Genomic DNA, 24,074 nt, shown 5'->3' on the forward strand with positions numbered 1-24,074 from the left:
CCTCTGCAGTCTCAGGTTGCGAGCGCTTGGCGGATCGCGACCTTGCACAGCTCCAGCAGACCGCTGGGCAGCAGGCCGAAGACCAGCACGGCGGCGCCATTGAGGGTCATGACGAAGCGCACGTCGCCGGGTGCGGCCAGCGGCGCCGTGTCGGTCGGCGCATCGAAGAACATGACCTTGACCACCCGGAGGTAGTAGAAGGCGCCGATCAGCGACACGACGACCGCGAAGCCGGCCAGCCACAGGTAGAACGGCAGGCCGGTGGACACCAGTGCCTGCAGCACGGCGAGCTTGGCGTAGAAGCCGACGGTGGGCGGCAGGCCGGCCAGCGAGAACATGAAGATGGCCATGACCAGCGCGAACCAGGGGCTGCGCTTGGCCAGGCCGGCCAGGTCCTTGATCTCCTCGGCCTCATGGCCCTGGCGCGACAGCACGATGATCATGCCGAAGGTGCCCAGCGTCGTCAGCACGTAGGTGACCGCATAGAACATGGCCGCGCTGTAAGCGTTGGCGGCCGACAGCGTGTTGTTGTTGACCACGCCCGAGGTCATGCCCAGCAGCATGAAGCCCATGTTGGCGATGGTCGAGTAGGCCAGCATGCGCTTGAGATTGCTTTGCGCGATGGCGGCCAGGTTGCCGATGAGCAGCGACATGACGGACAGCACGACCAGCATCTGCTGCCAGTCCACCGCCAGGCCGATCATGCCTTCGACGAGCAGGCGCACCGTGATGGCGAAGGCAGCCAGCTTGGGGGCGCCGCCGATCAGGAGCGTGACGGCCGTGGGGGCGCCCTGGTAGACGTCGGGCACCCACATGTGGAAGGGTGCCGCGCCAAGCTTGAAAGCCAGGCCGGCGACGACGAAGACGGTACCGAATACCAGCACCGACGTGTTCGGTATGCCTTGGGAAATGACGTTGAACACCTCATTGATGGTCAGCGAGCCAGTGGCGCCGTACATCATGGACAGGCCGTAGAGCAGGAAGCCGCTGGCCAGTGCGCCGAGGACGAAATACTTCATTGCCGCCTCGGTCGAGACCGCATGGTCGCGACGCAGCGCCACCAGCGCGTACAGCGACAGGCTCATCAGCTCCAGGCCGAGGTAGACGACCAGGAAGTTGTTCGCCGACAGCATCACGTTGATGCCCAGCAGCGAGAACAGGCTAAGGATGAAGAGCTCGCCCTTGAGCATGTCGCGCGAGGCGGCGTAGGGCCGTGCGTAGACCAGCGTGATCAGCGTGGCCAGGCAGGCAAAGCCGGCCAGCAGGTGGCCCATGGGGTCGGCGACCACCATGTTCTGCATGGCATAGGTGGTGACACCCGCATCGAAATAGGCGAAGTGCATGCCGCCCACGACGACCAGCGTCAGCTGGGTCAGCCAGTAGGTCGGGCGGCGCTGCTCGTCGGTGACCCACAGGTCCGCCAGGGCAACCACGCAACCCATCACGAGCAGCAGGATTTCGGGATAGATCGCGAGCCAGTTCATGTCGTTCATTGTTCTTGCCTCTGCTCGGGATCAGGCGGGGATCTTGGTGAGCGCGACGTGCTTGAGCAGCTCCGTGACCGACTCGTGCATCACGTCGGTGAAGGGCTTGGGATAGAGGCCCATGTAGAGGGTGGCCACCGACAGCAGTGCGAGCATCAGGAACTCGCGGCTGTTGATGTCGGTCAGCGCGCGCACATCGTCGTTGGCGATGTCGCCGAAGTAGACGCGCTTGACCATCCACAGCGTGTAGGCCGCGCCGAACACCAGCGCCGTGGCCGCGACGCCACCGATCCAGAAGTTGAACTGCACGGCGCCAAGGACGACCATCCACTCGCCGACGAAACCGGCGGTGGCGGGCAGGCCGCAGTTGGCCATGCCGAAGAAGACGGCGAACGCGGCGAACTTGGGCATGGTGTTGACCACGCCGCCGTAGGACGCGATCTCACGCGAATGCACGCGGTCGTAGAGCACGCCGATGCACAGGAACATGGCACCTGACACGAAGCCGTGGGCAATCATCTGCACGAGGCCGCCCGACACGCCCAGCTCGTTGAAGATGAAGAAGCCCAGCGTCACGAAGCCCATGTGGGCGATGGACGAATAGGCCACCAGCTTCTTCATGTCCTTCTGCACCAGGGCCACCAGGCCGATGTAGACGACGGCGATCAGCGACAGCGCGATGATGAGCCAGGACCATTCACGCGCTGCGTCAGGCGCGATGGGCAGCGAGAAGCGCAGGAAGCCGTAGCAGCCCAGCTTCAGCATGATGGCCGCCAGCACGACGGAGCCGCCGGTGGGCGCCTCGACGTGGGCGTCGGGCAGCCAGGTGTGCACCGGCCACATCGGCACCTTGACCGAGAACGCGGCCAGGAAGGCGAAGAAGAGATAGGTCTGCGCCGTGCCCGACAGCGGCAGCTTGTGCCAGGTCTGGATGTCGAAGCTGCCGTCCGGTACCTGTGAGTACAGGTAGAGCAGCGCGATCAGCATCAGCAATGAGCCGGCCAGCGTGTAGAGGAAGAACTTGAAGGCCGCGTAGACGCGGTTCGCACCACCCCACACGCCGATGATGATGTACATCGGGATCAGCGTGGCCTCGAAGAACACGTAGAACAGCATGCCGTCCAGCGCGCTGAACACGCCCACCATCAGGCCCGACAGGATCAGGAAGGCGCCCATGTACTGGTTGACGCGCGTCTCGATGACCTCCCACGCGGAGATGACGACGATGACGGTGATGAAGGCCGTCAGCGGCACGAACCACATCGAGATGCCATCCACACCCAGGTGGTAGTTGATGTTGAAACGCTCGATCCACGGCTGGTTTTCAACGAACTGCATGGCAGCCGTCGTCGTGTCGAAACCGGTGATCAGCGGGATGGTGGCGAGGAAGCTCGCCACGGCCGCCACCAGGGCCAACCAGCGCACCGCGTGCTTCTGGTCGTCGCGCCCAAGCGCCAGCAGCAGGCCGCCGCAGACGATGGGCAGAAAAATCGCAAGGCTCAGCAACATTCTTGTTATCTCCTCAAGCCCCGAGCAGCGACTTGAACTGGGGCTCGATGTAGGGCCACAGCTGCCAGGTCATCAGACCGGTGACGCCGAGGATCATGACGAGGGCGTACCAATACAGGTAACCGCTTTGCAGGCGACGCACCACGCCGGCAATGCCGCCCACCGCACGGGCCGAGCCATTGATGACGAGACCGTCGATCAGCGCGCCGTCGCCGCCCTTCCACAGGCCGGTGCCCAGCAGACGAGCGCCACGGGCGAGCACGTTCTCGTTGAACCAGTCCAGGAAGTACTTGTTCTCCAGAATGACGATCAGCGGGCGCAGCACCCTGGCCAGCGTGGCCGGGATGGCAGGCGCGACCATGTAGAACACGTAGGCGGTCGCGACACCCGCCACAGCCAGCCAGAACGGCAGGGTCATGAGGCCGTGCGTGGCCATCGCCAAAGCGCCGTGGAAGTGATGTGCCAGTTCGGCCATCGCCGGGTGGGCCGCGGTGTTGACGGTGATCGCGTCCTTCAGGAAGTCGCCGTACAGCATCGTCTCGATGCTCATGTAGCCGATGACGACCGATGGAATGGCCAGCAGCACCAGCGGCACCCAGACGACGGCGGGCGATTCGTGCGGCACGTGCACATGGTGATCGTCGTGGCCGTGGCCATGATCGTCGTCATGGTGATCGTGCTCGCCCGGGAAAGGCTTGTGGCGGAAGTTCTCCTTGCCGTGGAAGACGAGGAAGTACATCCGGAACGAATAGAACGCCGTCACGAACACGCCGGCGACGACGGCGAAGTAGGCGAAGCCGGCACCCGGCAACGTGCTCGCATGCACCGCCTCGATGATCGAGTCCTTGGAATAGAAGCCCGAGAACAGCGGCGTGCCGATCAGCGCCAGCGAGCCCAGCAGTGACGTGATCCAGGTGATCTTCATGTACTTGCGCAGGCCGCCCATGTTGCGGATGTCCTGGTCATGGTGCATGCCGATGATGACGGAGCCGGCACCGAGAAACAGCAGCGCCTTGAAGAAGGCGTGCGTCATCAGGTGGAAGACGGCGACCGAGTAGGCCGACGCACCCAGCGCCACGGTCATGTAGCCGAGCTGTGACAGCGTCGAGTACGCGACGACGCGCTTGATGTCGTTCTGGATGATGCCCAGGAACCCCATGAACAGCGCCGTGATAGCGCCGATCACCATGACGAAGTTCAGCGCCGTGTCGCTCAGCTCGAACAGCGGCGACATGCGGGCCACCATGAAGATGCCGGCCGTCACCATCGTCGCCGCGTGGATCAGCGCAGAGATGGGGGTCGGGCCTTCCATCGAGTCCGGCAGCCACACGTGGAGCGGGAACTGCGCGCTCTTGCCCATCGCGCCGATGAACAGGCAGATGCAGGTGACGGTCATCAGCGACCAGTCCGTGCCCGGAAAGGTCATCTGCGACAGCACGCCCGCCTTGGCGAACGTCTCGGCGTAGTTCAACGTGCCGCCGAACGCCACGAGGAGACCGATGCCGAGGATGAAGCCGAAGTCGCCGACCCGGTTCACCAGGAAAGCCTTCATGTTGGCGAAGATGGCCGTCGGCTTCTTGTACCAGAAGCCGATCAGCAGATAGGACACCAAGCCCACCGCCTCCCAGCCGAAGAACAGCTGCAGCATGTTGTTGCTCATGACGAGCATCAGCATGCTGAAGGTGAACAGCGAGATGTAGGAGAAGAAGCGCTGGTAGCCGTCGTCCTCTTCCATGTACCCGATGGTGTAGATATGGACCATCAGCGACACGAAGGTCACGACGCACATCATCATCGCGGTCAGGCCGTCGATGAGGAAGCCGACCTCCATCTTCAGCGGGCCGAGGTTCATCCACTCGTAGATGGTGGCGTTGAAGCGCGCACCGTCCACCGCGACGCTGTAAAGCGTCTGCGCCGACAGGATGAAGGCGATCAGCACGCCGAGGATGGTGACGATGTGCGAGCCGCGGCGGCCCACCGTCTTGCCGAAGAAGCCGGCGACGATGGCGCCCACGAGCGGCGCGAGCGGCACCGTCAGCAGTACGTTCTGGGAGAGTTGTGCAGACATCTTGTGTGTGTCCTCAGCCCTTCAGGGCGTCGAGTTCCTCGACGTTGATGCTGGCGCGGTTGCGGAACAGCACGACGAGGATGGCCAGGCCGATGGCCGACTCGGCCGCCGCGACGGTCAGGATGAAGAACACGAAGACCTGGCCGGCCATCTTGTCCGCCTCGACGGGCAGGTAGTGCGAGAAGGCGACGAAGTTCAGGTTGACGGCCAGCAGCATCAGCTCGATGGCCATCAGCAGCACGATCAGGTTCTTGCGGTTCAGGAAGATGCCGATCACCGACAGCGCGAACAGCATCGCGCCGAGCGTCAGGAAATGGCCCAGGGTCAGTGCGCCGATCATGCCTTGCCTCCTTCGGTGGGTGCGGCAGGCGGAGCCGGCGGCGCGCTGACGGTGGGCGCCATCTTGACGATCTTCAGGCGCTGGGCCTTGGTGACCTTGATCTGCTCCGACGGGTCCATGGCGCGCGAATCCTTGCGGCGGCGCAGTGTCAGCGCAATGGCCGCGACGATGGCCACCAGCAGCAGTACGGCGGCGATCTGCAACGGGTAGAGGTAGGCGGTGTAGACCTCGATGCCGAGCATCTTGGTGTTGCCCATCCTGATCTGCTCGGCCGTGGCGACCGGCGCGTCGGTCAGCTGGAAGCCGCCCATCAGCACGATGCCCATCTCGAAGGCAATCAGTGCGCCGACGACGGCCGCAAGCGGCAGGTGCTTCCAGAAGCCCTCACGCACGCCGTCCGTGTTCAGGTCCAGCATCATGACGACGAACAGGAACAACACCATGACGGCGCCGATGTAGACGAGCACCAGCGCGATGGCCAGGAATTCGGCCTTCAGCAGCATCCAGATGCAGGACGCCGTGAAGAACGACAGGATCAGGAACAACGCCGCATGCACGGTGCTGCGCGCCGTGATGACGCGGAACGAACTCACCAGCAGGATGCCGGAGAAGACGTAGAAAAGGATGGTCGTGATGTCCATACGTATCCAGGCCAGCTGAGCTGGACCGCAGTGCGCCTCGCGGCGCGCCGGCGATCAGCGGTACTTGGCGTCGGCCTCCTTTTGAGCCGCGATCTCGGCTTCGTACTTGTCACCGACGGCCAGCAGCATGTCCTTCGTGAAGTACAGGTCGCCGCGCTTTTCGCCGTGGTATTCGAAGATGCTCGTCTCGACGATCGAGTCCACCGGGCAGCTTTCTTCGCAGAAGCCGCAGAAGATGCACTTGGTCAGGTCGATGTCGTAGCGCGTCGTGCGGCGGCTGCCGTCGGCGCGCACGTCGCTCTCGATGGTGATGGCCAGCGCAGGGCAGACGGCCTCGCAGAGCTTGCAGGCAATGCAGCGCTCTTCGCCGTTTTCATAACGGCGCAGCGCGTGCAGGCCGCGGAAGCGCGGCGACAGCGGCGTCTTTTCCTCGGGGAACTGGATGGTGATGTTGCGCGAGAGGAAATGCCTCCCGGTGAGCTTCATCCCCTTGAGCAGTTCCCAGAGGAAAAAGGTCTTCGCGAAATTCGTGATTGCAGTCATGGGCGCCGCCTCACTTCCAGATGTTGTACGGAGCCGGCAATTGCATCCAGGCGCCGACAACCACCAGCCAGATCAGCGTGATGGGGATGAAGATCTTCCAGCCCAGACGCATGATCTGGTCGTAGCGGAAGCGTGGGAACGTGGCACGCACCCACAGGAACATCGTGACGACAAAGAAGGTCTTGCCGAACAGCCAGGCCCAGTTCCAGAACGCCATCGTGTGCTGGATGAAGGCCGGCGTCTCCATGCCGAACAGGCTCCAGGAGATGGGTGCCGTCCAGCCGCCCAGGAACATGAGCACCGCCAGCGCCGACACCAGGATCATGTTGGCGTACTCGGCCAGGAAGAACATCGCGAACGACATGCCCGAGTACTCGATCATGTGGCCGGCGACGATTTCCGACTCGCCTTCGACGACGTCGAACGGGTGGCGATTGGTTTCCGCCAGGCCCGAGATGAAGTAGACGATGAAGATCGGGAACAGCGGCAGCCAGTTCCAGGACAGGAACGTGAGACCCATGCTCGCGAACGTGCCGCGCTCCTGCACCTGCACGATTTCCGTCATGTTCAGGCTACCAGTCACCATCAGCACGATGACGAGCGCAAAGCCCATCGAGATCTCGTAGGAGACCATCTGGGCCGACGCACGCAGTGCGCCAAGGAAGGCGTACTTCGAGTTCGATGCCCAGCCGGCAATGATGACGCCGTAGACCTCGAGCGACGTGATCGCCATCAGGAACAGCAGGCCGGCATTGACGTTGGCGACCGCGGCATCCGGGCCGAAGGGCACGACGGCCCAGGCGGCCAGCGCCGGCATGATGGTCATGACGGGGCCGAGGAAAAACAGGCCCTTGTGCGCGGCGGCCGGCTTGATGATCTCCTTGAAGATCAGCTTGACCGCGTCGGCGATGGGCGTCAGCAGGCCGAAGGGGCCAACGCGGTTAGGACCGGGGCGGATCTGCGACCAACCGATGGCCTTGCGCTCCCAGAGCGTCAGGTAGGCGACGCAGCCCAGCAGCGGCAGGATGACCGCGACGATCTTCAGCAGGCTCCAGACCACGGGCCACAGCCCCCCAAGCAGAGCAGCGCCGTTTTGGTAGAGAGAGTCGATCATGTGTTCAGGCTCCCTGAAGCTGTGAATGCGCTCCGCGCGGCCGAGCAGACCGTCGCAGCGTCGCCAATCAAGGCGCAAAGCGCAGCCGTAGCTTGACTACGGCGAGCATTTGCAACGCCGAGTGGCGGCGTTGCGGCGGGATGAGCGGGTGTGAGGGGCGCGTTCATAGCTTCAAACCTTGCTCAGCGTCAGCGTGCCGAAGGCGGCACCCAGCGCGGCGGTTTGCGGCAGGCCGGCGGGCACGCGGGCCACGCCGTTCGGCAAGCCGGCTTCAAGGCGGGCGGGCAACTGAGCCGCGCCGCCGTCCTGCACGACACGAACCAGGTCGCCGTCCTGCAGGCCGAGCTGTTGCCAAAGCGCCGTGGGCAGGCCGATCGTGGCGGCTTCGCGGCCGTCGGCGGTCAGTTGCAGCGACGTCGAGTTGCGCACCAGCGCATCGGTTGCGTAAATGGGCAGGTTGGCGAAACGCTCGACGCCCTCACCGCGCGCGGCGGCTTGCGGCGCGGCCGAAGTGGTGTTGCTGAGACGGGCCGTGATGTCGCCACTCAGCGCCTGCTCACGCACCTGCTCGGAGCTGTCCTGGTCGAAGCCCGGCAGGCCCAGCAGATTGCCCAACACGCGCAGCACCTTCCAGCCCGGGCGCGTCTCAGCCAGCGGCTTGACGACGCCAACGAAGCTTTGCAGGCGGCCCTCGGCATTGATGAAGCTGCCTGAGGTCTCCGTGAACGGCGCAATCGGCAGCAGCACGTCGGCGTATTCGAGACCGCTCTTGAACGGGCTCAGCACGACGACCATCTCGGCCGCGTCCAGCGCCTTGGCGGCAGCGGCGGCGTTGGCGGAGTCGAGCACCGGATCGGTGTTCAGCAGCAGCGCGGCCTTCAGCGGCGTGCCGGTGAGCATCTGGCCAGCGTTCAGGCCGTCGATCTGCGGCTGCGCCTTCACGAGCTGCGCGCCGACGGTGTTCGCGGCAGCGGTCAGGTAGCCGACGCTGGCGCCGGTCTGCGCGGCTATCCACTGCGCGAGTGCCAGCAGGCTGGTGGCTTGCGGGTGTTCGGCAGCGGCATTGCCTAGCAGGATGGCCTTGCGTTGGCCGGACGACAGGCTGGCGGCGATGGCCTTGGCCTCATCGGTGGCCGTGCCGGCCAGCGGTGCGCCTTCACCAATCGCAGCAGCCACATCGGCCAGGGCTTGCACCCAGCCCGACGGCGCCACGGACTGCGAGGCGGCGAGCGGCAGCAGCCAGTCGTCGTTGTTGATGCCGACGCGATGGACAGCAGCGCCTCGGCGTGCGGCGTGGCGCAGACGGGCGGCGAACAGCGGGTGATCCTTGCGCAGGTTGGAACCGACGACCAGCGCGCGGTCCAGCTCGGAGAGGCTCGCGATGCTCGTACCCAGCCAGTGAGCCTGGCCAGCGGATGCGGCATTGCCGAAGTCGCTGTGGCGCAGGCGATGGTCGATGTTGTCGCTGCCCAGGCCGCGCACGATCTGCGCGAGGAGGTGCAGTTCTTCAACCGTACTGTGAGCCGAACCCAGCGCGCCAATCGAAGCAGCGCCGTGGTCACCCTTGATGGACTTCAGGCCGTTGGCGACGTATTCCAGCGCCGTCGTCCAGTCGACCTGCTTCCACGCTCCGCCCTGCTTGATCATCGGCGCCGTCAAGCGCGCGTCGCTGTTCAGCGCTTCGTAGCTGAAGCGGTCGCGGTCGGCGATCCAGCATTCGTTGACGTCTTCGTTCTCCAGCGGAACGACACGCAGGACCTGGTGGTTCTTGACCTGGACGATCAGGTTGGCACCGGTCGAATCGTGCGGGCTGACGCTCTTGCGGCGCGACAGCTCCCAGGTGCGGGCGCTGTAACGGAAGGGCTTGCTCGTCAGCGCGCCGACCGGGCAGATGTCAATCATGTTGCCCGACAGCTCGGAGTCCACCGTGCGGCCGACGAAGGTCTGGATCTCGCTGTGCTCGCCGCGGTGGGCCATGCCAAGCTCCATCTGGCCGGCGATCTCCAGGCCGAAGCGCACGCAGCGGGTGCAGTGGATGCAGCGGCTCATCTCTTCCATCGAGATCAGCGGGCCGACGTTCTTGTGGAAGACGACGCGCTTCTCTTCCGAGTAGCGGCTCTTGCCTGCGCCGTAGCCCACGGCCAGGTCCTGCAACTGGCACTCGCCGCCCTGGTCGCAGATAGGGCAGTCCAGCGGGTGGTTGATCAGCAGGAATTCCATGACGCCCTGCTGCGCCTTGATCGCCTTGTCGCTCTTGGTGCGAACGATCATGCCTTGCGTGACCGGCGTGGCGCAGGCGGGCATGGGCTTGGGCGCCTTCTCCACGTCCACCAGGCACATGCGGCAGTTGGCCGCGATGCTCAGCTTCTTGTGATAGCAGAAGTGCGGTATGTAGGTACCGGCCTTTTCGGCGGCATGCATGACCATGCTGCCTTCCTGCACCGAGACCTTGTTGCCGTCGAGTTCGATTTCAACCATGAGTGTTCCCGGCGCCTGTTATGCAGCCACCAGAGGCTTTTTGTGTTCGATCAGATGAACGAACTCGTGCTTGAAGTGCTTGATCATGGCCCGCACCGGCATCGCGGCGGCGTCGCCCAATGCGCAGATGGTGCGACCCTGGATGTTGTCGGCCACCGAGTTCAGCAGGTCGAGGTCGTCCGCCCTGCCCTGGCCGGCGTAGATGCGCTCGATGACGCGGTGCATCCAGCCCGTGCCTTCGCGGCAGGGCGTGCACTGGCCGCAGGACTCGTGCGTGTAGAAGTAGGACAGTCGCATCAGGCTCTTGACCATGCAGCGCGAGTCGTCCATGACGATGACGGCCCCCGAGCCCAGCATGGACCCGGCCTTGGCGATGGAGTCGTAGTCCATCGTGCACTGCATCATCACTTCGGCCGGCAGCACCGGCGCAGACGAGCCGCCCGGGATGACCGCCTTCAGCGTGCGACCCTTGCGGACGCCGCCAGCCAGTTCCAGCAGCTTGCTGAACGGCGTGCCCAACGGGATCTCGTAGTTGCCCGGGCGCTCAACGTCGCCGGAGACCGAGAACAGCTTGGTACCGCCGTTGTTGGGCTTGCCGATCTCCAGGTAGGCCTGGCCGCCGTTGCGGATGATCCAGGGCACCGCCGCGAAGGTCTCGGTGTTGTTGATCGTCGTCGGCCGGCCGTACAGGCCGAAGCTGGCTGGGAACGGCGGCTTGAAGCGCGGCTGCCCCTTCTTGCCTTCCAGCGATTCCAGCAGCGCGGTTTCTTCGCCGCAGATGTAGGCACCGAAACCGTGGTGGCCGTGCAGCTGGAAGCTGAACGTCGAGCCGAGGATGTTGTCGCCGAGATACCCGGCGGCGCGCGCTTCTTCAAGGGCCGCCTCGAAGCGCTCGTAGACCTCGAAGATCTCGCCGTGGATGTAGTTGTAGCCGACCTTGATGCCCATCGCGTAGGCAGCAATGGCCATGCCCTCGATGACCTGATGCGGGTTGAACATCAGCAGGTCGCGGTCCTTGCAGGTGCCCGGCTCGCCTTCGTCGGAATTGCAGACAAGGTACTTCGCGCCCGGGAACTGGCGCGGCATGAAGCTCCACTTCAAGCCGGTCGGGAAGCCCGCGCCGCCGCGGCCGCGCAGGGCGGAGGTCTTCACTTCGGCGATGACCTGGTCAGCCGTCATGCCGCCGTCGGCCGCGAGGATCTTCTTCAGCGCCTCGTAGCCGCCGCGGGCTTCGTAGTCCTTGATCGACCAGTTCTTGCCGTCCAGGCCGTCATAGATCTGCGGCGTGATGTGGCGGCCGTGGAAGCAGGTCTCGGCACCCGTCGATTGGAATTTGGTGAGGTCCAGCATGTTGTCCTCAGGCCTTCACGGCCGTGGCTGCATTTGCGCGCAGCACGTCGACGAGTTCGTCGAGGCGCTCAGCGCTCATGAAGCTGCACATCTGGCGGTCATTGACCAGCATGACGGGCGAGTCGGCGCAGGCGCCCAGGCATTCGCTCTTCTGCACGGTGAACAGGCCGTCAGCCGTCGTGCCGCCTTCTTCAATGCCCAGCTTGTGGCACAGGTGCTCCAGCGCCGTCTGGCCGTCACGCAACTGGCAAGGCAGGTTGGTGCAGACGTTCAACTTGAACTGGCCCAGCTTGCGCTGGTTGAACATGTTGTAGAAGGTCGTCACCTCATACACCGCGATGGGCGGCATGCCGAGGTACACGGCGATCACGTCCTCGGCGGCGCGGGACACGAAACCCTCTTCCTGCTGCACGATGGCCAGGCAGGCCATGACGGCGGACTGGCGCAGCTCGTAGGGGTACTTGGCAACCTCGCGGTCGAAGCGCGCGCGGGTGGCGTCAGAGAGTTGGTAGCTCATCGATCAATCTCGCCGAACACGATGTCCATGGTGCCGATGATGGCGACGGCGTCCGCAATCATGTGGCCGCGACCCATCTCGTCCAGCGCGGCCAAATGGGCAAAGCCCGGCGCGCGGATCTTCAGGCGGTAGGGCTTGTTGGCGCCATCGCTGACCATGTAGATGCCGAACTCGCCCTTGGGATGTTCGACGGCCGCATAGGCCTCGCCCTCGGGCACGTGGAAGCCTTCGGTGAAGAGCTTGAAGTGGTGGATCAGCTCTTCCATGTTGGACTTCATGTCCACGCGCGAAGGCGGCGCCACCTTGTGGTTGTCGGTGATGACCGGGCCAGGGTTGGCGCGCAGCCAGGCCGAGCACTGCTGGATGATGCGGTTGGACTGGCGCATCTCTTCGACGCGCACGACATAGCGGTCGTAGGTGTCGCCGTTGGTGCCGATGGGGATGTCGAAGTCCAGACGGTCGTAGACGTCGTAGGGCTGCTTCTTGCGCAGGTCCCAGGCGATGCCGGAGCCGCGCAGCATGGGGCCGGAGAAGCCCAGGTTCAGCGCGCGCTCGGGCGACACGATGCCGATGCCGACCGTGCGCTGTTTCCAGATACGGTTGTCGGTCAGCAGCGTTTCGTAGTCGTCGACGTTCTTCGGGAAACGGGCCGTGAAGTCATCGATGAAGTCCAGCAGCGAGCCCTGGCGGTTCTCGTTGAGGGCGTCGATGGCCTTGGCATTGCGGATCTTGCTGGCCTTGTGCTTGGGCATCGTGTCCGGCAGGTCGCGATAGACGCCACCCGGCCGGAAATAGGCCGCGTGCATGCGCGCGCCCGAGACCGCTTCGTACATGTCGAACAGGTCTTCGCGCTCGCGGAAGCAGTAGATGAGCACGTTCATCGCACCGCAGTCCAGGCCGTGCGCGCCCAGCCACATCAGGTGGTTCAGCAAGCGCGTGATCTCGGCAAACATCACGCGGATGTATTGCGCGCGGATCGGCACCTCGATGCCCATCATCTTCTCGATGGCCAGGCAGTAGGCCTGCTCATTGGCCATCATCGACACATAGTCGAGACGATCCATGTAGGGCAGCGACTGGATGTAGGTCTTGCTTTCGGCCAGCTTTTCGGTCGCACGGTGCAGCAGGCCGATGTGCGGGTCGGCACGCTGGATGACTTCGCCGTCCAGCTCCAGCACCAGGCGCAGCACGCCGTGGGCCGCCGGGTGCTGGGGACCGAAGTTCAGCGTGTAGTTCTTGATTTCGGCCATGTTCAGATCCCGCCGTATTTGTCTTCGCGGATGACGCGCGGGATGAGTTCCCGTGGCTCGATGGTCACCGGCTGATAGATGACGCGCTTCTGCTCGGCGTCGTAGCGCATCTCGACGTGGCCCGACACCGGGAAGTCCTTGCGCATCGGGTGGCCAATGAAGCCGTAGTCGGTCAGGATGCGGCGCAGGTCGTCGTGCCCGTCGAAGATGACGCCGTACATGTCAAAGGCTTCGCGCTCGAACCAGTCGGCCGAACTCCACACGCCGGTGACCGAGGCCACGGCCGGGAAGTCATCGTCGGTGGCGAACACCTTCAGGCGCAGGCGCCAGTTCTTGCTGATCGACAGCAGGTGGCTGACGATGGCGTAGCGCGGGCCTTCGTAGCCGCCGTTGCCGTAGTCGCTGTAGTCGACGCCGCAGAGATCGACCAGTTGCTCGAACTTCAGCTCGGCGTGGTCGCGCAGCATGGTCGCCACGTCGAGGTAATCGGCCGCGCGCACGACGAGCGTCAGTTCGCCGAGGGCTGACTGGAGCGAGACGACGCGCTCGCCGAGGATGGCGCCAACTTGCTGGGCCAGGGTTTCGAGATTCAGGCTCATACCTTGGCGCTCAGCGTGCAATGGTGTTTTCGCGGCGGATCTTGGCCTGCAATTGCAGGATGCCGTAGAGCAGCGCCTCCGCCGTTGGCGGACAGCCGGGCACATAGACGTCCACCGGCACGATGCGGTCGCAGCCGCGCACGACGGAATAGCTGTAGTGGTAGTAGCCGCCGCCGTTGGCGCAGCTGCCCATCGACAACACCCAGCGCGGCTCGGCCATCTGGTCGTAGACCTTGCGCAGCGCCGGCGCCATCTTGTTGCACAGCGTGCCGGCCACGATCATCAGGTCGGACTGGCGAGGGCTCGGACGGAACAGCATGCCGAAGCGGTCGATGTCGTAGCGCGCGGCACCTGCGTGCATCATCTCGACGGCGCAGCAGGCCAGGCCGAACGTCATCGGCCAGAGCGAGCCGGTCTTGGACCAGTTGATGAGCTTGTCGACCGAGGTCGTGACAAAGCCTTCTTTGAGGACGCCTTCAATACCCATTTCGAATTCCCAGCGTGTTTGGCTTGGCGTTCATTCCCAGTCCAGGGCGCCCTTTTTCCATTCGTAGGCAAAGCCGACGACCAGAATGCCGAGGAAGATCATCATCGCCCAGAAGCCCGTGGCACCAATCTCCTTGAGCGCGACGGCCCAGGGGAAGAGAAAGGCAATTTCCAGGTCGAAAAGAATGAACAGAATCGCGACGAGGTAGTAGCGCACATCGAATTTCATGCGCGCGTCTTCAAAGGCCTCAAAGCCGCATTCGTAGGGGGAGTTCTTGGCCGCATCGGGCCGATTCGGGCCGAGCAGCGCGCCGAGCACCTGGGGAGCAATCCCGACCACCGTGCCGACCAAAATGAAGAGGATGACGGGCAGGTATTGATCGAGATTCATCTGGGCTTTCTCGGGTCGACTTCAAAGTCTTCGTCAACGTGACTCGCAAGGAGCGGGCCACAAAAGCAAACAGGCGCGCCACCAGCGAATCGAAAGAACTCGCTCGCGGATCGCGCCCGCCCTGAACCTAGCTTTGATCAACCCGAACCGGGCGATCTCAGCGACAGGTCGCTCTGGCTGACTCCCGCTTCAAGACCAGCAGGAATCCTAGCCGATTGTCTGGTGCCGTCGGCGAGACTCGAACTCGCACAGCTTTCGCCACTACCCCCTCAAGATAGCGTGTCTACCAATTTCACCACGACGGCAGGTATTCAAATATGCCTGGCAGCTAATGAGGGTTTGCTTGCCAGACAGCCTCGCATTCTATACCGAAAAAACTTTGCTTCTCGGTGAGCAGGCGAGGGTTTTAGTCGGGATTCAGTTCGCTGCGGACGAGGGTGCGACCGACGCCGGTGCGGCCGGGGCGACGATGGCGCCGGGGATGGCAGCTGCACCCGAAGCGGCCGGTGCGGGCGCGACGACGGGCGCGCGATCCAGCGCGTTGTCACCGCCCGACGTGGCCGTGCGGCCGTTCGACAGGAAAGCCAGGCCAAGCGTGCAACCGAAGAACATTGTCGCCGCGACGGCCGTCGTGCGCGACAGGAAATTGGCGCTGCCTGTGGCGCCGAACAGGCTGCCCGACGCACCACTCCCGAAGGAGGCGCCCATGTCGGCACCCTTGCCGTGCTGCACCAGCACCAGACCGATGATCGCCAGGGCCGACAGCAGCTGAACGATCAACACCAGATTTGCAAAGAACTGCATTCCAAACACTCCATCAAAACTCTTGTGACACGCGCCGGCATTGGCACGCGCCGGGAAAACTTCAGTGGGCCGCAGCCCGGCAGATGGCGGCGAAATCCGCCACTTTCAACGACGCACCGCCAATCAGGCCGCCGTCGATGTCTGCTTGCGAGAACAACTCAGCCGCGTTGTCGGCTTTGACGCTGCCGCCGTAGAGGATGCGCATCACGCCAGAACGGTCCGTTGCCGCGTGCAACTGGGCGCGCAGCACGGCGTGCACCGCCTGCGCTTCGGCGGGCGAGGCAGTCAGGCCGGTGCCGATGGCCCAGACGGGCTCGTAGGCGACGACCATCTCGCCGCAGCAGTGACCGAGCGTGTGAATGACGGCGGCAAGCTGGCGCTTAACAACCGCCTCGGTCTGGCCGGCCTCGCGCTCGGCGCGCGTTTCACCGACGCAGACGATCGGTGTCACACCGTGCGCAAGCGCGGCCTTGGCCTTGTCAGCGACGAGCTGATCGCTTTCCGCGTGATAGGCGCGGCGCTCCGAGTGGCCGACGATGACATAGCGGCAGCCGACATCCGCCAGCATCGCGCTCGACACCTCGCCGGTGTACGCGCCCTGCTCGTGCGAGGAGCAATCCTGTGCGCCGTAGACGATGGCATTGCCGGTCAGCGCAAGCGCGGTCTCGGCGATGTAGACGGCGGGCACGCAGACGGCAACGTCGGCGTTCCACGGGCCGGCTTCCTTGAGGCCGGCAAGCAACTGCGCATTGGCAGCGCGATTGCCATGCATCTTCCAGTTGCCCACGACGAGTTTTCTTCTCATGTCTGCTCTCCTCACCAGGTCAGCACGATCTTGCCGATGTGCTCGTTGGATTCCATCAGCGCGTGCGCCGCGGCCGCCTGCGCAGCGGGAAGCTCGCGGTAGACGACCGGCTTGATGCGGCCGGCTTCGATCAACGGCCAGACCTTGTCGCGCAACGAACGCGCCAGACGAGCCTTGAACGCCGCCGAGCGCGGGCGCAGCGTCGAGCCCGTGATGGTCAGCCGCTTGCGCAACACGAGGCCGGCATCAATCTCCGACTTCACGCCGCCCTGCACGGCGATCAAAGCCAGGCGACCGTCTTCGGCCAGCGCTTGCACGCCGCGGCCGATGTAGTCGCCGGCCACCATGTCCAGGATCACGTCGACACCACGGCCACCGGTGGCGGCCTTGGCTTCAGCGACGAAATCCTGCTCGCGGTAGTTGATGGCGACGTCAGCACCCAGCGCCAGGCAGGCTTCGGCCTTGTCGGCGCTGCCAACCGTCACCAGCACGCGGGCGCCGAGTGCCTTTGCGATCTGGATCGCCGTCACGCCGATGCCACTGGAACCGCCGTGAATCAGCAGCGACTCGCCAGCCTGCAGACCGACGCGGTCGAACACATTGGCCCAGACCGTGAAGCAGGTTTCCGGCAGCGTCGCGGCTTGCGTCAACGTCCAGCCCTCGGGCACCGGCAAGCATTGGCCGACCGGCGCCGTGCAGAGCTCGGCATAGCCACCGCCGTTGACCAGCGCGCAGACCTTGTCGCCGATTGCAAACCCATGAGCCGCCAAGGCCTCGGCGTCGCCGGCGACGATCTCCCCCGCGACCTCCAACCCTGGCAGATCGCTCGCGCCCGGCGGCGGTGGGTAGGCGCCCTTGCGCTGTAGCACGTCCGGGCGGTTGATGCCCGAAGCTGCAACGCGGATCAGGCACTCACCCAGGCCCGCGACTGGATCCGGCCGTTCGGCCAGCTCCAGCACTTCGGGCCCGCCGGGGCGGGTGATCGCGATGGCTTTCATCGCTGAGTCGATTACTCCGCGGCGGGACCGTTGTCAGCAGCCGGAGCGACCGGAGCCGCTTGAACCGGCGCAGCTTCGCGGTCGATCAGTGCCTTCATCGACAGCTTGATGCGACCCTTCTCGTCGGTCTCGAGCACCTTGACCTTGACCACTTGGCCTTCCTGCAGGAAGTCGGTGACCTTCTCGACGCGCTGGTGGGCGATCTGGCTGATGTGCAGCAGGCCGTCCTTGCCAGGCAGCAGGTTCACGAGGGCGCCGAAGTCCAGGATCTTGACGATCGGGCCTTCGTAGACCTTGCCGACTTCCACTTCAGCGGTGATCTCCTGGATGCGCTTCTTGGCCAGCTCGGCCTTGTCCGCGTCGGTCGAGGCGATGGTGATGGTGCCGTCTTCGCCGATGTCGATGGTCGTGCCGGTCTCTTCGGTCAGCGCGCGGATCGTCGAGCCGCCCTTGCCGATGACGTCACGGATCTTCTCCGGGTTGATCTTCATCGTGTACAGACGCGGCGCGAACTGCGACACCTCGGTGTTGGCCGTGCCCATGGCTTCGGTCATCTTGCCCAGGATGTGCAGGCGGGCTTCCTTGGCTTGCGCCAGGGCGACCTGCATGATTTCCTTCGTGATGCCCTGGATCTTGATGTCCATCTGCAGGGCGGTGATGCCGGTCGTCGTTCCGGCCACCTTGAAGTCCATGTCGCCCAGGTGATCTTCGTCACCCAGGATGTCGGTCAGCACGGCAAAGCGGTTGGCGTCCTTGATCAGGCCCATGGCGATACCGGCCACGTGGGCCTTCATCGGCACGCCGGCGTCCATCAGTGCCAGGCAGCCGCCGCATACGGAAGCCATCGACGACGAGCCGTTGGACTCGGTGATTTCCGAGACCACGCGCAGCGAGTACGGGAAGTCTTCTTTGCTCGGCAGCGCGGCGATCAGCGCGCGCTTGGCGAGGCGTCCGTGGCCGATTTCGCGGCGCTTGGGGCTGCCCACACGGCCAGTCTCGCCGGTCGCGAAGGGGGGCATGTTGTAGTGCATCATGAAGCGGTCTTCGAACTCGCCGTCCAGCGCGTCGATGCGCTGTGCGTCACGGTCGGTGCCCAGCGTGGCGATGACCAGCGCCTGCGTCTCGCCGCGCGTGAACAGCGCCGAACCGTGGGTGCGCGGCAGGATGCCGTTGCGGATCTCGATGGGGCGCACGGTGCGCGTGTCGCGGCCATCGATGCGCGGCTCGCCGGCCAGGATCTGGCTGCGGACGATGCGCGCTTCGATCTCGAACAGCAGGCCTTCGACCTCGACCTTGTCGAACGCGACGCCTTCGTCCTTCAACGAAGCGAAGACGCTGGACGTGACGCTGCGGCAGGCTTGGGTGCGGGCTTGCTTGGAGCGTATCTGGTAAGCCTCGCGCAGCGGGCCTTCGGCCAGCCCGTTGACCTTGGCGATGAAGGCTTCGTCCTTGGCGGGCGCGGCCCAGGACCAGGCCGGCTTGCCGGCTTCCTTGACGAGCTCGTTGATCGCGGCGATGGCGACATTGCCTTGCTCATGGCCATAGACGATGGCGGCGAGCATGACCTCCTCGGACAGGCCCGAGGCTTCGGACTCGACCATCAACACGGCGGCTTGCGTGCCTGCGACGACGAGGTCCATCTGGCTGTTGACCAGCTCGGACTTGCTGGGGTTCAGCACGTACTCGCCGTTGACGTAGCCCACGCGGGCAGCGCCGATCGGGCCGCTGAACGGGATGCCGGAAATGGCCAGCGCGGCGGACGAGCCGATCAGCGCAGCGATGTCGGCCTGCACTTCGGGGTTCAGGCTCACGACGTGGACGACGACCTGGACTTCGTTGAAGAAGCCTTCGGGGAACAGCGGGCGGATCGGGCGGTCGATCAGGCGGCTGGTCAGCGTTTCGTGCTCGCTCGGGCGGCCTTCACGCTTGAAGAAGCTGCCGGGGATCTTGCCGGCGGCGTAGGTCTTCTCGAGGTAGTCGACGGTCAGCGGGAAGAAATCCTGACCGGCCTTGGCTTCGGTCTTGGCGACCACGGTGGCCAGCACGACGGTGCCTTCGATGTTGACCAGAACGGCGCCGCTGGACTGGCGGGCGACTTCACCCGTTTCCAGCACGACGTTGTGGCGGCCCCATTGGAAGGACTTCGTGACCTTGTTGAAAATGGACATGCTCATCTCCTGGTTGTTGTGGGTGCGGGGGCACCCGGGGGTAACCGGGAACGAGACTGGGTTTGGTCCAGATGCCATTCCAGGGCGGTTCAGTGAAGAACCGTCTTGGAATGATCCGACACCACGACAGCTCGGTTCCGGCAGATAGATGGACAAAGAGCCTGTACTGGGCTTGAGGACCAGACAGGCTCCGTGTCGGATTCAGTGGCTTACTTGCGCAGGCCGAGCTTGGCGATCAGCGCGACATAACGGCTCGAGTCAACGCGCTTCAGGTAGGCCAGCAGGCTCTTGCGGGTGTTGACCATCTTCAGCAGACCGCGACGACCGTGGTGGTCCTTGGCGTGGGTCTTGAAGTGAGGGGTCAGGTCATTGATGCGGGCGGTCAGCAGGGCGACTTGGACTTCCGGCGAGCCGGTGTCGTTGGCGCTGCGCGCGTTGGCCTTGACGATTTCGGCCTTGTTCAGATCGGCGACGGACATTTTGTTTTCCAAAAGGTTTCGGAAGTCCGGCCGGGCGAGACGCATACAAGGCGCTGCCGCAGACGGTTTCCGGGGTTGACTTGCGGACAAGGGGGAAACCGCCCCAAGCCGTGCTGGTACCGCTCAACTTGCGTTGGGCGTTGTTCTGCTTGCGCAAAACCTGCGGATTCTAGCCCAAAGCGGCAGAGGCACACATTCCGCCCCAGACCAAGCTCGCGGACATGCTGCCGCTGACGACGGTTTCAAGAGGCCGAACCGCCCTGCCCCGCGAATGCGTGACTTCTCTGCCACCCGCCGAAAACTGCTCTTGAAGCGCCTCGGCCCTGCCCTATCTCTCGGTCATCGGGTGCTGCTCCCGACCCTTCGAAGCAGCGTCAACCGCCACGGAGTTTCGCCATGTTCTATCTGACCCACCCCCGCCATGTTGCCCGCGTCCTGCGCCAGTTCGACGCCGATGCGGACGCCGCCCGCACCCCTGCTCTCGATGTCAGCGAGGACGACAAGGGCTACCACGTCACCGTGGACATGCCCGGCGTTGCCAAGGAAGCCGTCAAGGTCCGCGTCGAGGGCCGCCGCGTGCAGGTCGAGACCGTCACCGCAGAGGCCGCAGCGCCGACGGACGGTTCCCGCGTGCTCTACCGCGAGCGCCGCGCCGCGCGCTATGCCCGCAGCTTCTCGCTGCCGACCGAGATCGACCAGGGCCAATCTCAAGCCCGTTTCGAGAACGGTGTGCTGACGCTGAACCTGGTCAAGCGTGTCGCCGAGAACGGTGGCGAGCTGACGGTCAACTAAGCGGCGCCACACCCTGGAGCGGGAGCGTCAGGTTCCCAATTCCCAGCGCGGGCGGACTTCAAAGCCGCCGTCGTGTCGGGACGCTGCCATGCCGCGCTGCACCCGCAGCGCGGCGGCCATCGCGATCATGGCGCCGTTGTCGGTGCACAGGGACAGCTCGGGGTAGTGCACGCGCACGCCCCGTTTTTCGCAGGCGGCGTTCAGCTGTTCGCGCAGCTTGATGTTCGCGCCGACGCCGCCAGCAACGACGAGGCGCTTCAGGCCGGTCATCTTCAGCGCCAGCAACGACTTCTTCACCAGCACTTCGACGATGGCCTCCTGCGTCGCCGCAGCAAGGTCCGCTTTCGTCTGGTCGCAGGGTGAGTCGCCGATCTTCTTCACCTGCGTCAGCACGGCCGTCTTCAACCCGGCGAAGCTGAAATCCGGCTTGCCGCTGTGCAGCAGCGGGCGCGGAAGCGTGAACGCGGCCGCATTGCCGAACTCGGCCATGCGCGCCAGGTGCGGGCCGCCCGGATAAGGCAGGCCGAGCAGCTTGGCGCTCTTGTCGAAGGCCTCGCCGGCCGCGTCATCGATGGTCTCGCCGAGCATCTCGTAGGCGCCCACGTCGTCCACGCGCATCAGCTGCGTGTGGCCGCCGCTCACGAGCAGCGCGACGAAGGGGAACTTCGGCGGGTCGGCCGACAGGAAGGGCGACAGCAAGTGCCCTTCAAGGTGATGAACAGGCAGTGCCGGCACATCCAGCGCGGCGGCCAACGATACGGCCACACCGGCGCCGACGAGCAGCGCCCCCGCCAGGCCGGGGCCTTGGGTGTAGGCGATCAAGTCGACGTCCTGCAACACCAGGCCGGCCCGGGCCAGCACCTCGCGCGTCAGCGGCAGCACGCGGCGCACATGGTCGCGCGAGGCCAGTTCCGGCACGACGCCACCGTAGGCCTGATGCATCGTGATCTGGCTATACAGCGCCTGCGCGACCAGCCGCGGTGGCGCATCTCCGTCCACCTCGACAAGCGCAACCCCGGTCTCGTCGCACGACGACTCGAACCCAAGGATGCGCTTCACGTCACTCACTTGCCTTCCTTGGCGTGGTTGATCGAGTACTTGGGAATCTCGACCGTCACGTCCTGCTGGCGCAGCAGCGCCTGGCAGGACAGGCGCGAGTCGGGCTCCAGCCCCCAGGCGCGGTCCAGCATGTCCTCTTCGTCCTCTTCCATCTCGCTCAGCGAACGGCCGCCCTCGCGGACGATGACGTGGCAGGTCGTGCAGGCGCAGACCTGGTCGCAGGCGTGCTCGATGTGGATGTCGTTGGCCAGCAGCGCCTCGCAGATCGAGGTGCCAGGCGCGGCCGTGATGCTGGCGCCGTCGGGGCAGTACTCGGCGTGCGGGAGGATCTTGATGACGGGCATGTTGTTCTCTTAAAGGGCCGAGACGTTGCGGCCGGTCAGCGCGCGAGCGATGGAGCGGTTCATGCGCTCGGCGGCGAAGCCTTCTGTGGCTTCGGCCAGCGCCTTAACGGCGGCATCGATGGCGTCGGCATCGCCGTCCATCTGGGCAAGTGCGAGCAGGCGCGATTCCAGCGCATCGCGCTCCGCCCGCGGCAACAGGTCGCCATCGGCCTCAAGCGCGCTGCGCGTGGCAAGCACCATGCGCTCCGCCTCGACCTTGGCCTCACGCAGCTTGCGCGCGGCCATGTCGCCCTCGGCGCTGTTGAAGCCATCCTTCAGCATGTTGGCGATCACGTCGTCGCCGAGGCCGTAGCTCGGCTTGACGGTGATGGCCGTCTGCACGCCCGAGGTCAGCTCCTCGGCAGAAACGTTCAGCAGACCATCGGCATCGACCTGGAAGCTGACGCGGATGCGTGCGGCGCCGGCCACCATGGGCGGGATGCCCCGCAGCTCGAAGCGAGCCAGCGAGCGGCATTCGCTGACCAGCTCGCGCTCGCCCTGCACGACGTGGATGGCCAGCGCGGTCTGCCCGTCCTTGAAGGTCGTGAAGTCCTGGGCCTTGGCGACGGGGATGGTCGAGTTGCGCTCGATGACCCGTTCCGTCAGACCGCCCATCGTCTCGAGCCCCAGCGACAGCGGGATCACGTCCAGCAAAAGGATCTCGCCATCACGTGCGTTACCAGCGAGCTGGTTGGCCTGGATGGCGGCGCCCAGCGCGACGACCTCGTCGGGGTTCAGATTTGTCAGCACCTCGCGGCCGACGAGTTCGCTCACCGCGCGGCGCACGATGGGCATGCGCGTGGAGCCACCGACCATGACGGTACCGGCCACGTCCGTAGCTTTGACCTTGGCGTCGCGCAGCACGCGCTTCACGGCAGACAGCGTCTTGGCGATCAGCGGTTGGGCGAGCGCCTCAAACTGCTCGCGCGTCACGGTCACGCGCAGCTCACCCGCGTCCAGCGCGGCGACCAGTTCGGCCGAGTCGGCGTCGGACAGCGCCTCCTTGGCCGCACGGGCGGCGACGAGTACGGCGCGCTTGTCGTGCGCGGATTCGACGGCGCGACCCGCGAGTGCCCAGTCGGCCAGCACACGATCAAAGTCATCGCCGCCCAAGGCCGCGTCGCCGCCGGTCGCGACCACCTCGAAGACACCGCGCGTCAGGCGCAGCAGCGAGATATCGAAGGTGCCGCCGCCCAGGTCGTAGACGGCATAGAGCCCTTCGCTGGCGTTGTCCAGGCCGTAGGCAATCGCAGCGGCCGTGGGCTCGTTGATGAGGCGCAGCACCTTGAGGCCGGCCAGTTCGGCAGCGTCCTTGGTCGCCTGGCGCTGGGCGTCGTCGAAGTAGGCCGGCACGGTGATGACGGCGCCGAACAGGTCGTCGGCAAAGCTGTCCTCGGCGCGGAAGCGCAGCGTCGCGAGGATCTCGGCGGAGACCTCGACCGGGCTCTTCACGCCGTCGCGAGTGGCGATGGCCAGCATGCCGGGTCGGTTCTCGAACTGGTACGGCAGCTGCTCGCGGTTGGCCACATCGCCCAGGCTGCGGCCCATGAAGCGCTTGACCGAGACGATGGTGTTCTCGGGGTCTTCAGCCTGCGCAGCAAGCGCGTCGGCACCGATCTGACGGCGGCCTTCGGGGAGGTAGCGCACGACGGACGGCAGGATCACGCGGCCCTGCTCGTCGGGCAGGCATTCGGCCACGCCGTGGCGCACGGCGGCGACGAGCGAATGCGTCGTGCCGAGGTCGATGCCAACGGCGATGCGGCGTTGGTGCGGGTCGGGCGAAGCGCCGGGTTCGGAGATCTGGAGGAGAGCCATG

Annotated in this window: 23 protein-coding genes and 1 tRNA gene; 1 reads left to right on the forward strand and 23 read right to left on the reverse strand. The window is 65.0% G+C overall.

The window, feature by feature from the left end; genetic code table 11:
* Window positions 1-11 precede the first annotated feature (11 nt).
* The 20 genes from nuoN to rpsO all read right to left on the reverse strand — a co-directional run bounded on the left by nuoN (window position 12) and on the right by rpsO (window position 20,024).
* On the reverse strand, window positions 12-1,493 hold the full coding sequence (gene nuoN, locus AC0IZJ_RS03910; RefSeq protein WP_471846843.1) for an NADH-quinone oxidoreductase subunit NuoN: 1,482 nt from the start codon (window positions 1,491-1,493) through the stop codon (window positions 12-14).
* 21 nt (window positions 1,494-1,514) lie between these two features.
* Window positions 1,515-2,993 (reverse strand): NADH-quinone oxidoreductase subunit M, encoded by a 1,479-nt coding sequence (locus AC0IZJ_RS03915; protein ID WP_471846845.1) that lies wholly within the window; start codon window positions 2,991-2,993, stop codon window positions 1,515-1,517.
* A gap of 13 nt (window positions 2,994-3,006) precedes the next feature.
* The gene (gene nuoL / locus AC0IZJ_RS03920) at window positions 3,007-5,061 is read right to left on the reverse strand and encodes an NADH-quinone oxidoreductase subunit L (protein ID WP_471846847.1); all 2,055 of its coding nucleotides are present in this window, start codon (window positions 5,059-5,061) and stop codon (window positions 3,007-3,009) included.
* 13 nt (window positions 5,062-5,074) lie between these two features.
* On the reverse strand, window positions 5,075-5,401 hold the full coding sequence (nuoK, locus tag AC0IZJ_RS03925) for an NADH-quinone oxidoreductase subunit NuoK (protein WP_471846849.1): 327 nt from the start codon (window positions 5,399-5,401) through the stop codon (window positions 5,075-5,077).
* On the reverse strand, window positions 5,398-6,042 hold the full coding sequence (locus tag AC0IZJ_RS03930) for an NADH-quinone oxidoreductase subunit J (RefSeq protein ID WP_471846851.1): 645 nt from the start codon (window positions 6,040-6,042) through the stop codon (window positions 5,398-5,400). The genes nuoK and AC0IZJ_RS03930 overlap by 4 nt, the downstream gene beginning before the upstream one ends.
* Window positions 6,043-6,096: 54 nt before the next feature.
* Window positions 6,097-6,585 carry an NADH-quinone oxidoreductase subunit NuoI gene (gene nuoI, locus AC0IZJ_RS03935; RefSeq protein ID WP_471846853.1) on the reverse strand — a complete coding sequence of 163 codons (489 nt, stop codon included), beginning with the start codon at window positions 6,583-6,585 and terminating at the stop codon, window positions 6,097-6,099.
* 10 nt (window positions 6,586-6,595) lie between these two features.
* Window positions 6,596-7,699, reverse strand: a complete 1,104-nt coding sequence (nuoH, locus tag AC0IZJ_RS03940) for an NADH-quinone oxidoreductase subunit NuoH (protein WP_471846855.1) — start codon at window positions 7,697-7,699, stop codon at window positions 6,596-6,598.
* A gap of 171 nt (window positions 7,700-7,870) precedes the next feature.
* Entirely contained in the window at window positions 7,871-10,177 is a 2,307-nt protein-coding gene (nuoG, locus tag AC0IZJ_RS03945) for an NADH-quinone oxidoreductase subunit NuoG (protein WP_471846857.1), read from the reverse strand.
* A gap of 18 nt (window positions 10,178-10,195) precedes the next feature.
* Complete coding sequence (gene nuoF / locus AC0IZJ_RS03950) at window positions 10,196-11,527, reverse strand: NADH-quinone oxidoreductase subunit NuoF (RefSeq protein WP_471846859.1); 1,332 nt, start codon at window positions 11,525-11,527, stop codon at window positions 10,196-10,198.
* A 7-nt stretch (window positions 11,528-11,534) separates the two neighbouring features.
* Complete coding sequence (locus AC0IZJ_RS03955) at window positions 11,535-12,044, reverse strand: NADH-quinone oxidoreductase subunit NuoE family protein (protein ID WP_471846861.1); 510 nt, start codon at window positions 12,042-12,044, stop codon at window positions 11,535-11,537.
* On the reverse strand, window positions 12,041-13,294 hold the full coding sequence (locus AC0IZJ_RS03960) for an NADH-quinone oxidoreductase subunit D (RefSeq protein ID WP_471846863.1): 1,254 nt from the start codon (window positions 13,292-13,294) through the stop codon (window positions 12,041-12,043). Before AC0IZJ_RS03960 ends, AC0IZJ_RS03955 begins: the two co-directional genes overlap by 4 nt.
* Window positions 13,295-13,296: 2 nt before the next feature.
* Complete coding sequence (locus AC0IZJ_RS03965; protein ID WP_471846865.1) at window positions 13,297-13,893, reverse strand: NADH-quinone oxidoreductase subunit C; 597 nt, start codon at window positions 13,891-13,893, stop codon at window positions 13,297-13,299.
* Window positions 13,894-13,903: 10 nt separating this feature from the next.
* A complete protein-coding gene (locus AC0IZJ_RS03970; protein WP_046113908.1) occupies window positions 13,904-14,380 on the reverse strand; it encodes a NuoB/complex I 20 kDa subunit family protein in 477 nt (158 codons plus the stop codon).
* 30 nt (window positions 14,381-14,410) lie between these two features.
* On the reverse strand, window positions 14,411-14,770 hold the full coding sequence (locus AC0IZJ_RS03975) for an NADH-quinone oxidoreductase subunit A (RefSeq protein WP_348010679.1): 360 nt from the start codon (window positions 14,768-14,770) through the stop codon (window positions 14,411-14,413).
* Between the two features lie 220 nt (window positions 14,771-14,990).
* Window positions 14,991-15,075: transfer RNA gene (locus tag AC0IZJ_RS03980), tRNA-Leu, on the reverse strand.
* 112 nt (window positions 15,076-15,187) lie between these two features.
* Window positions 15,188-15,574: a preprotein translocase subunit SecG gene (secG, locus tag AC0IZJ_RS03985; protein ID WP_471846866.1), complete on the reverse strand. Its 387-nt coding sequence runs from the start codon at window positions 15,572-15,574 to the stop codon at window positions 15,188-15,190.
* A gap of 61 nt (window positions 15,575-15,635) precedes the next feature.
* Window positions 15,636-16,379 (reverse strand): triose-phosphate isomerase, encoded by a 744-nt coding sequence (gene tpiA / locus AC0IZJ_RS03990; RefSeq protein WP_471846868.1) that lies wholly within the window; start codon window positions 16,377-16,379, stop codon window positions 15,636-15,638.
* Window positions 16,380-16,390: 11 nt separating this feature from the next.
* Entirely contained in the window at window positions 16,391-17,377 is a 987-nt protein-coding gene (locus AC0IZJ_RS03995; protein ID WP_471846870.1) for an NAD(P)H-quinone oxidoreductase, read from the reverse strand.
* An 11-nt stretch (window positions 17,378-17,388) separates the two neighbouring features.
* Window positions 17,389-19,545 carry a polyribonucleotide nucleotidyltransferase gene (pnp, locus tag AC0IZJ_RS04000; protein ID WP_471846872.1) on the reverse strand — a complete coding sequence of 719 codons (2,157 nt, stop codon included), beginning with the start codon at window positions 19,543-19,545 and terminating at the stop codon, window positions 17,389-17,391.
* Window positions 19,546-19,754: 209 nt separating this feature from the next.
* Window positions 19,755-20,024: a 30S ribosomal protein S15 gene (rpsO, locus tag AC0IZJ_RS04005; RefSeq protein WP_394480297.1), complete on the reverse strand. Its 270-nt coding sequence runs from the start codon at window positions 20,022-20,024 to the stop codon at window positions 19,755-19,757.
* A gap of 396 nt (window positions 20,025-20,420) precedes the next feature.
* Between rpsO and AC0IZJ_RS04010 the strand changes: the two genes are divergently transcribed.
* Window positions 20,421-20,816, forward strand: coding sequence for an Hsp20/alpha crystallin family protein (locus tag AC0IZJ_RS04010; protein WP_471846875.1), 396 nt, complete (start codon window positions 20,421-20,423; stop codon window positions 20,814-20,816).
* Between the two features lie 27 nt (window positions 20,817-20,843).
* On the opposite strand, the gene tsaD is transcribed toward AC0IZJ_RS04010, so the two are convergent.
* The 3 genes from tsaD to hscA are packed head-to-tail and all read right to left on the reverse strand — an operon-like array spanning window position 20,844 to window position 24,073.
* Window positions 20,844-21,875, reverse strand: a complete 1,032-nt coding sequence (tsaD, locus tag AC0IZJ_RS04015; RefSeq protein ID WP_471847139.1) for a tRNA (adenosine(37)-N6)-threonylcarbamoyltransferase complex transferase subunit TsaD — start codon at window positions 21,873-21,875, stop codon at window positions 20,844-20,846.
* 5 nt (window positions 21,876-21,880) lie between these two features.
* Entirely contained in the window at window positions 21,881-22,219 is a 339-nt protein-coding gene (gene fdx, locus AC0IZJ_RS04020) for an ISC system 2Fe-2S type ferredoxin (protein ID WP_057299623.1), read from the reverse strand.
* A gap of 9 nt (window positions 22,220-22,228) precedes the next feature.
* Window positions 22,229-24,073, reverse strand: a complete 1,845-nt coding sequence (hscA, locus tag AC0IZJ_RS04025) for a Fe-S protein assembly chaperone HscA (RefSeq protein WP_471846878.1) — start codon at window positions 24,071-24,073, stop codon at window positions 22,229-22,231.
* Window position 24,074: the final 1 nt, after the last annotated feature.

Source organism: Roseateles sp. AC306, assembly GCF_979253795.1.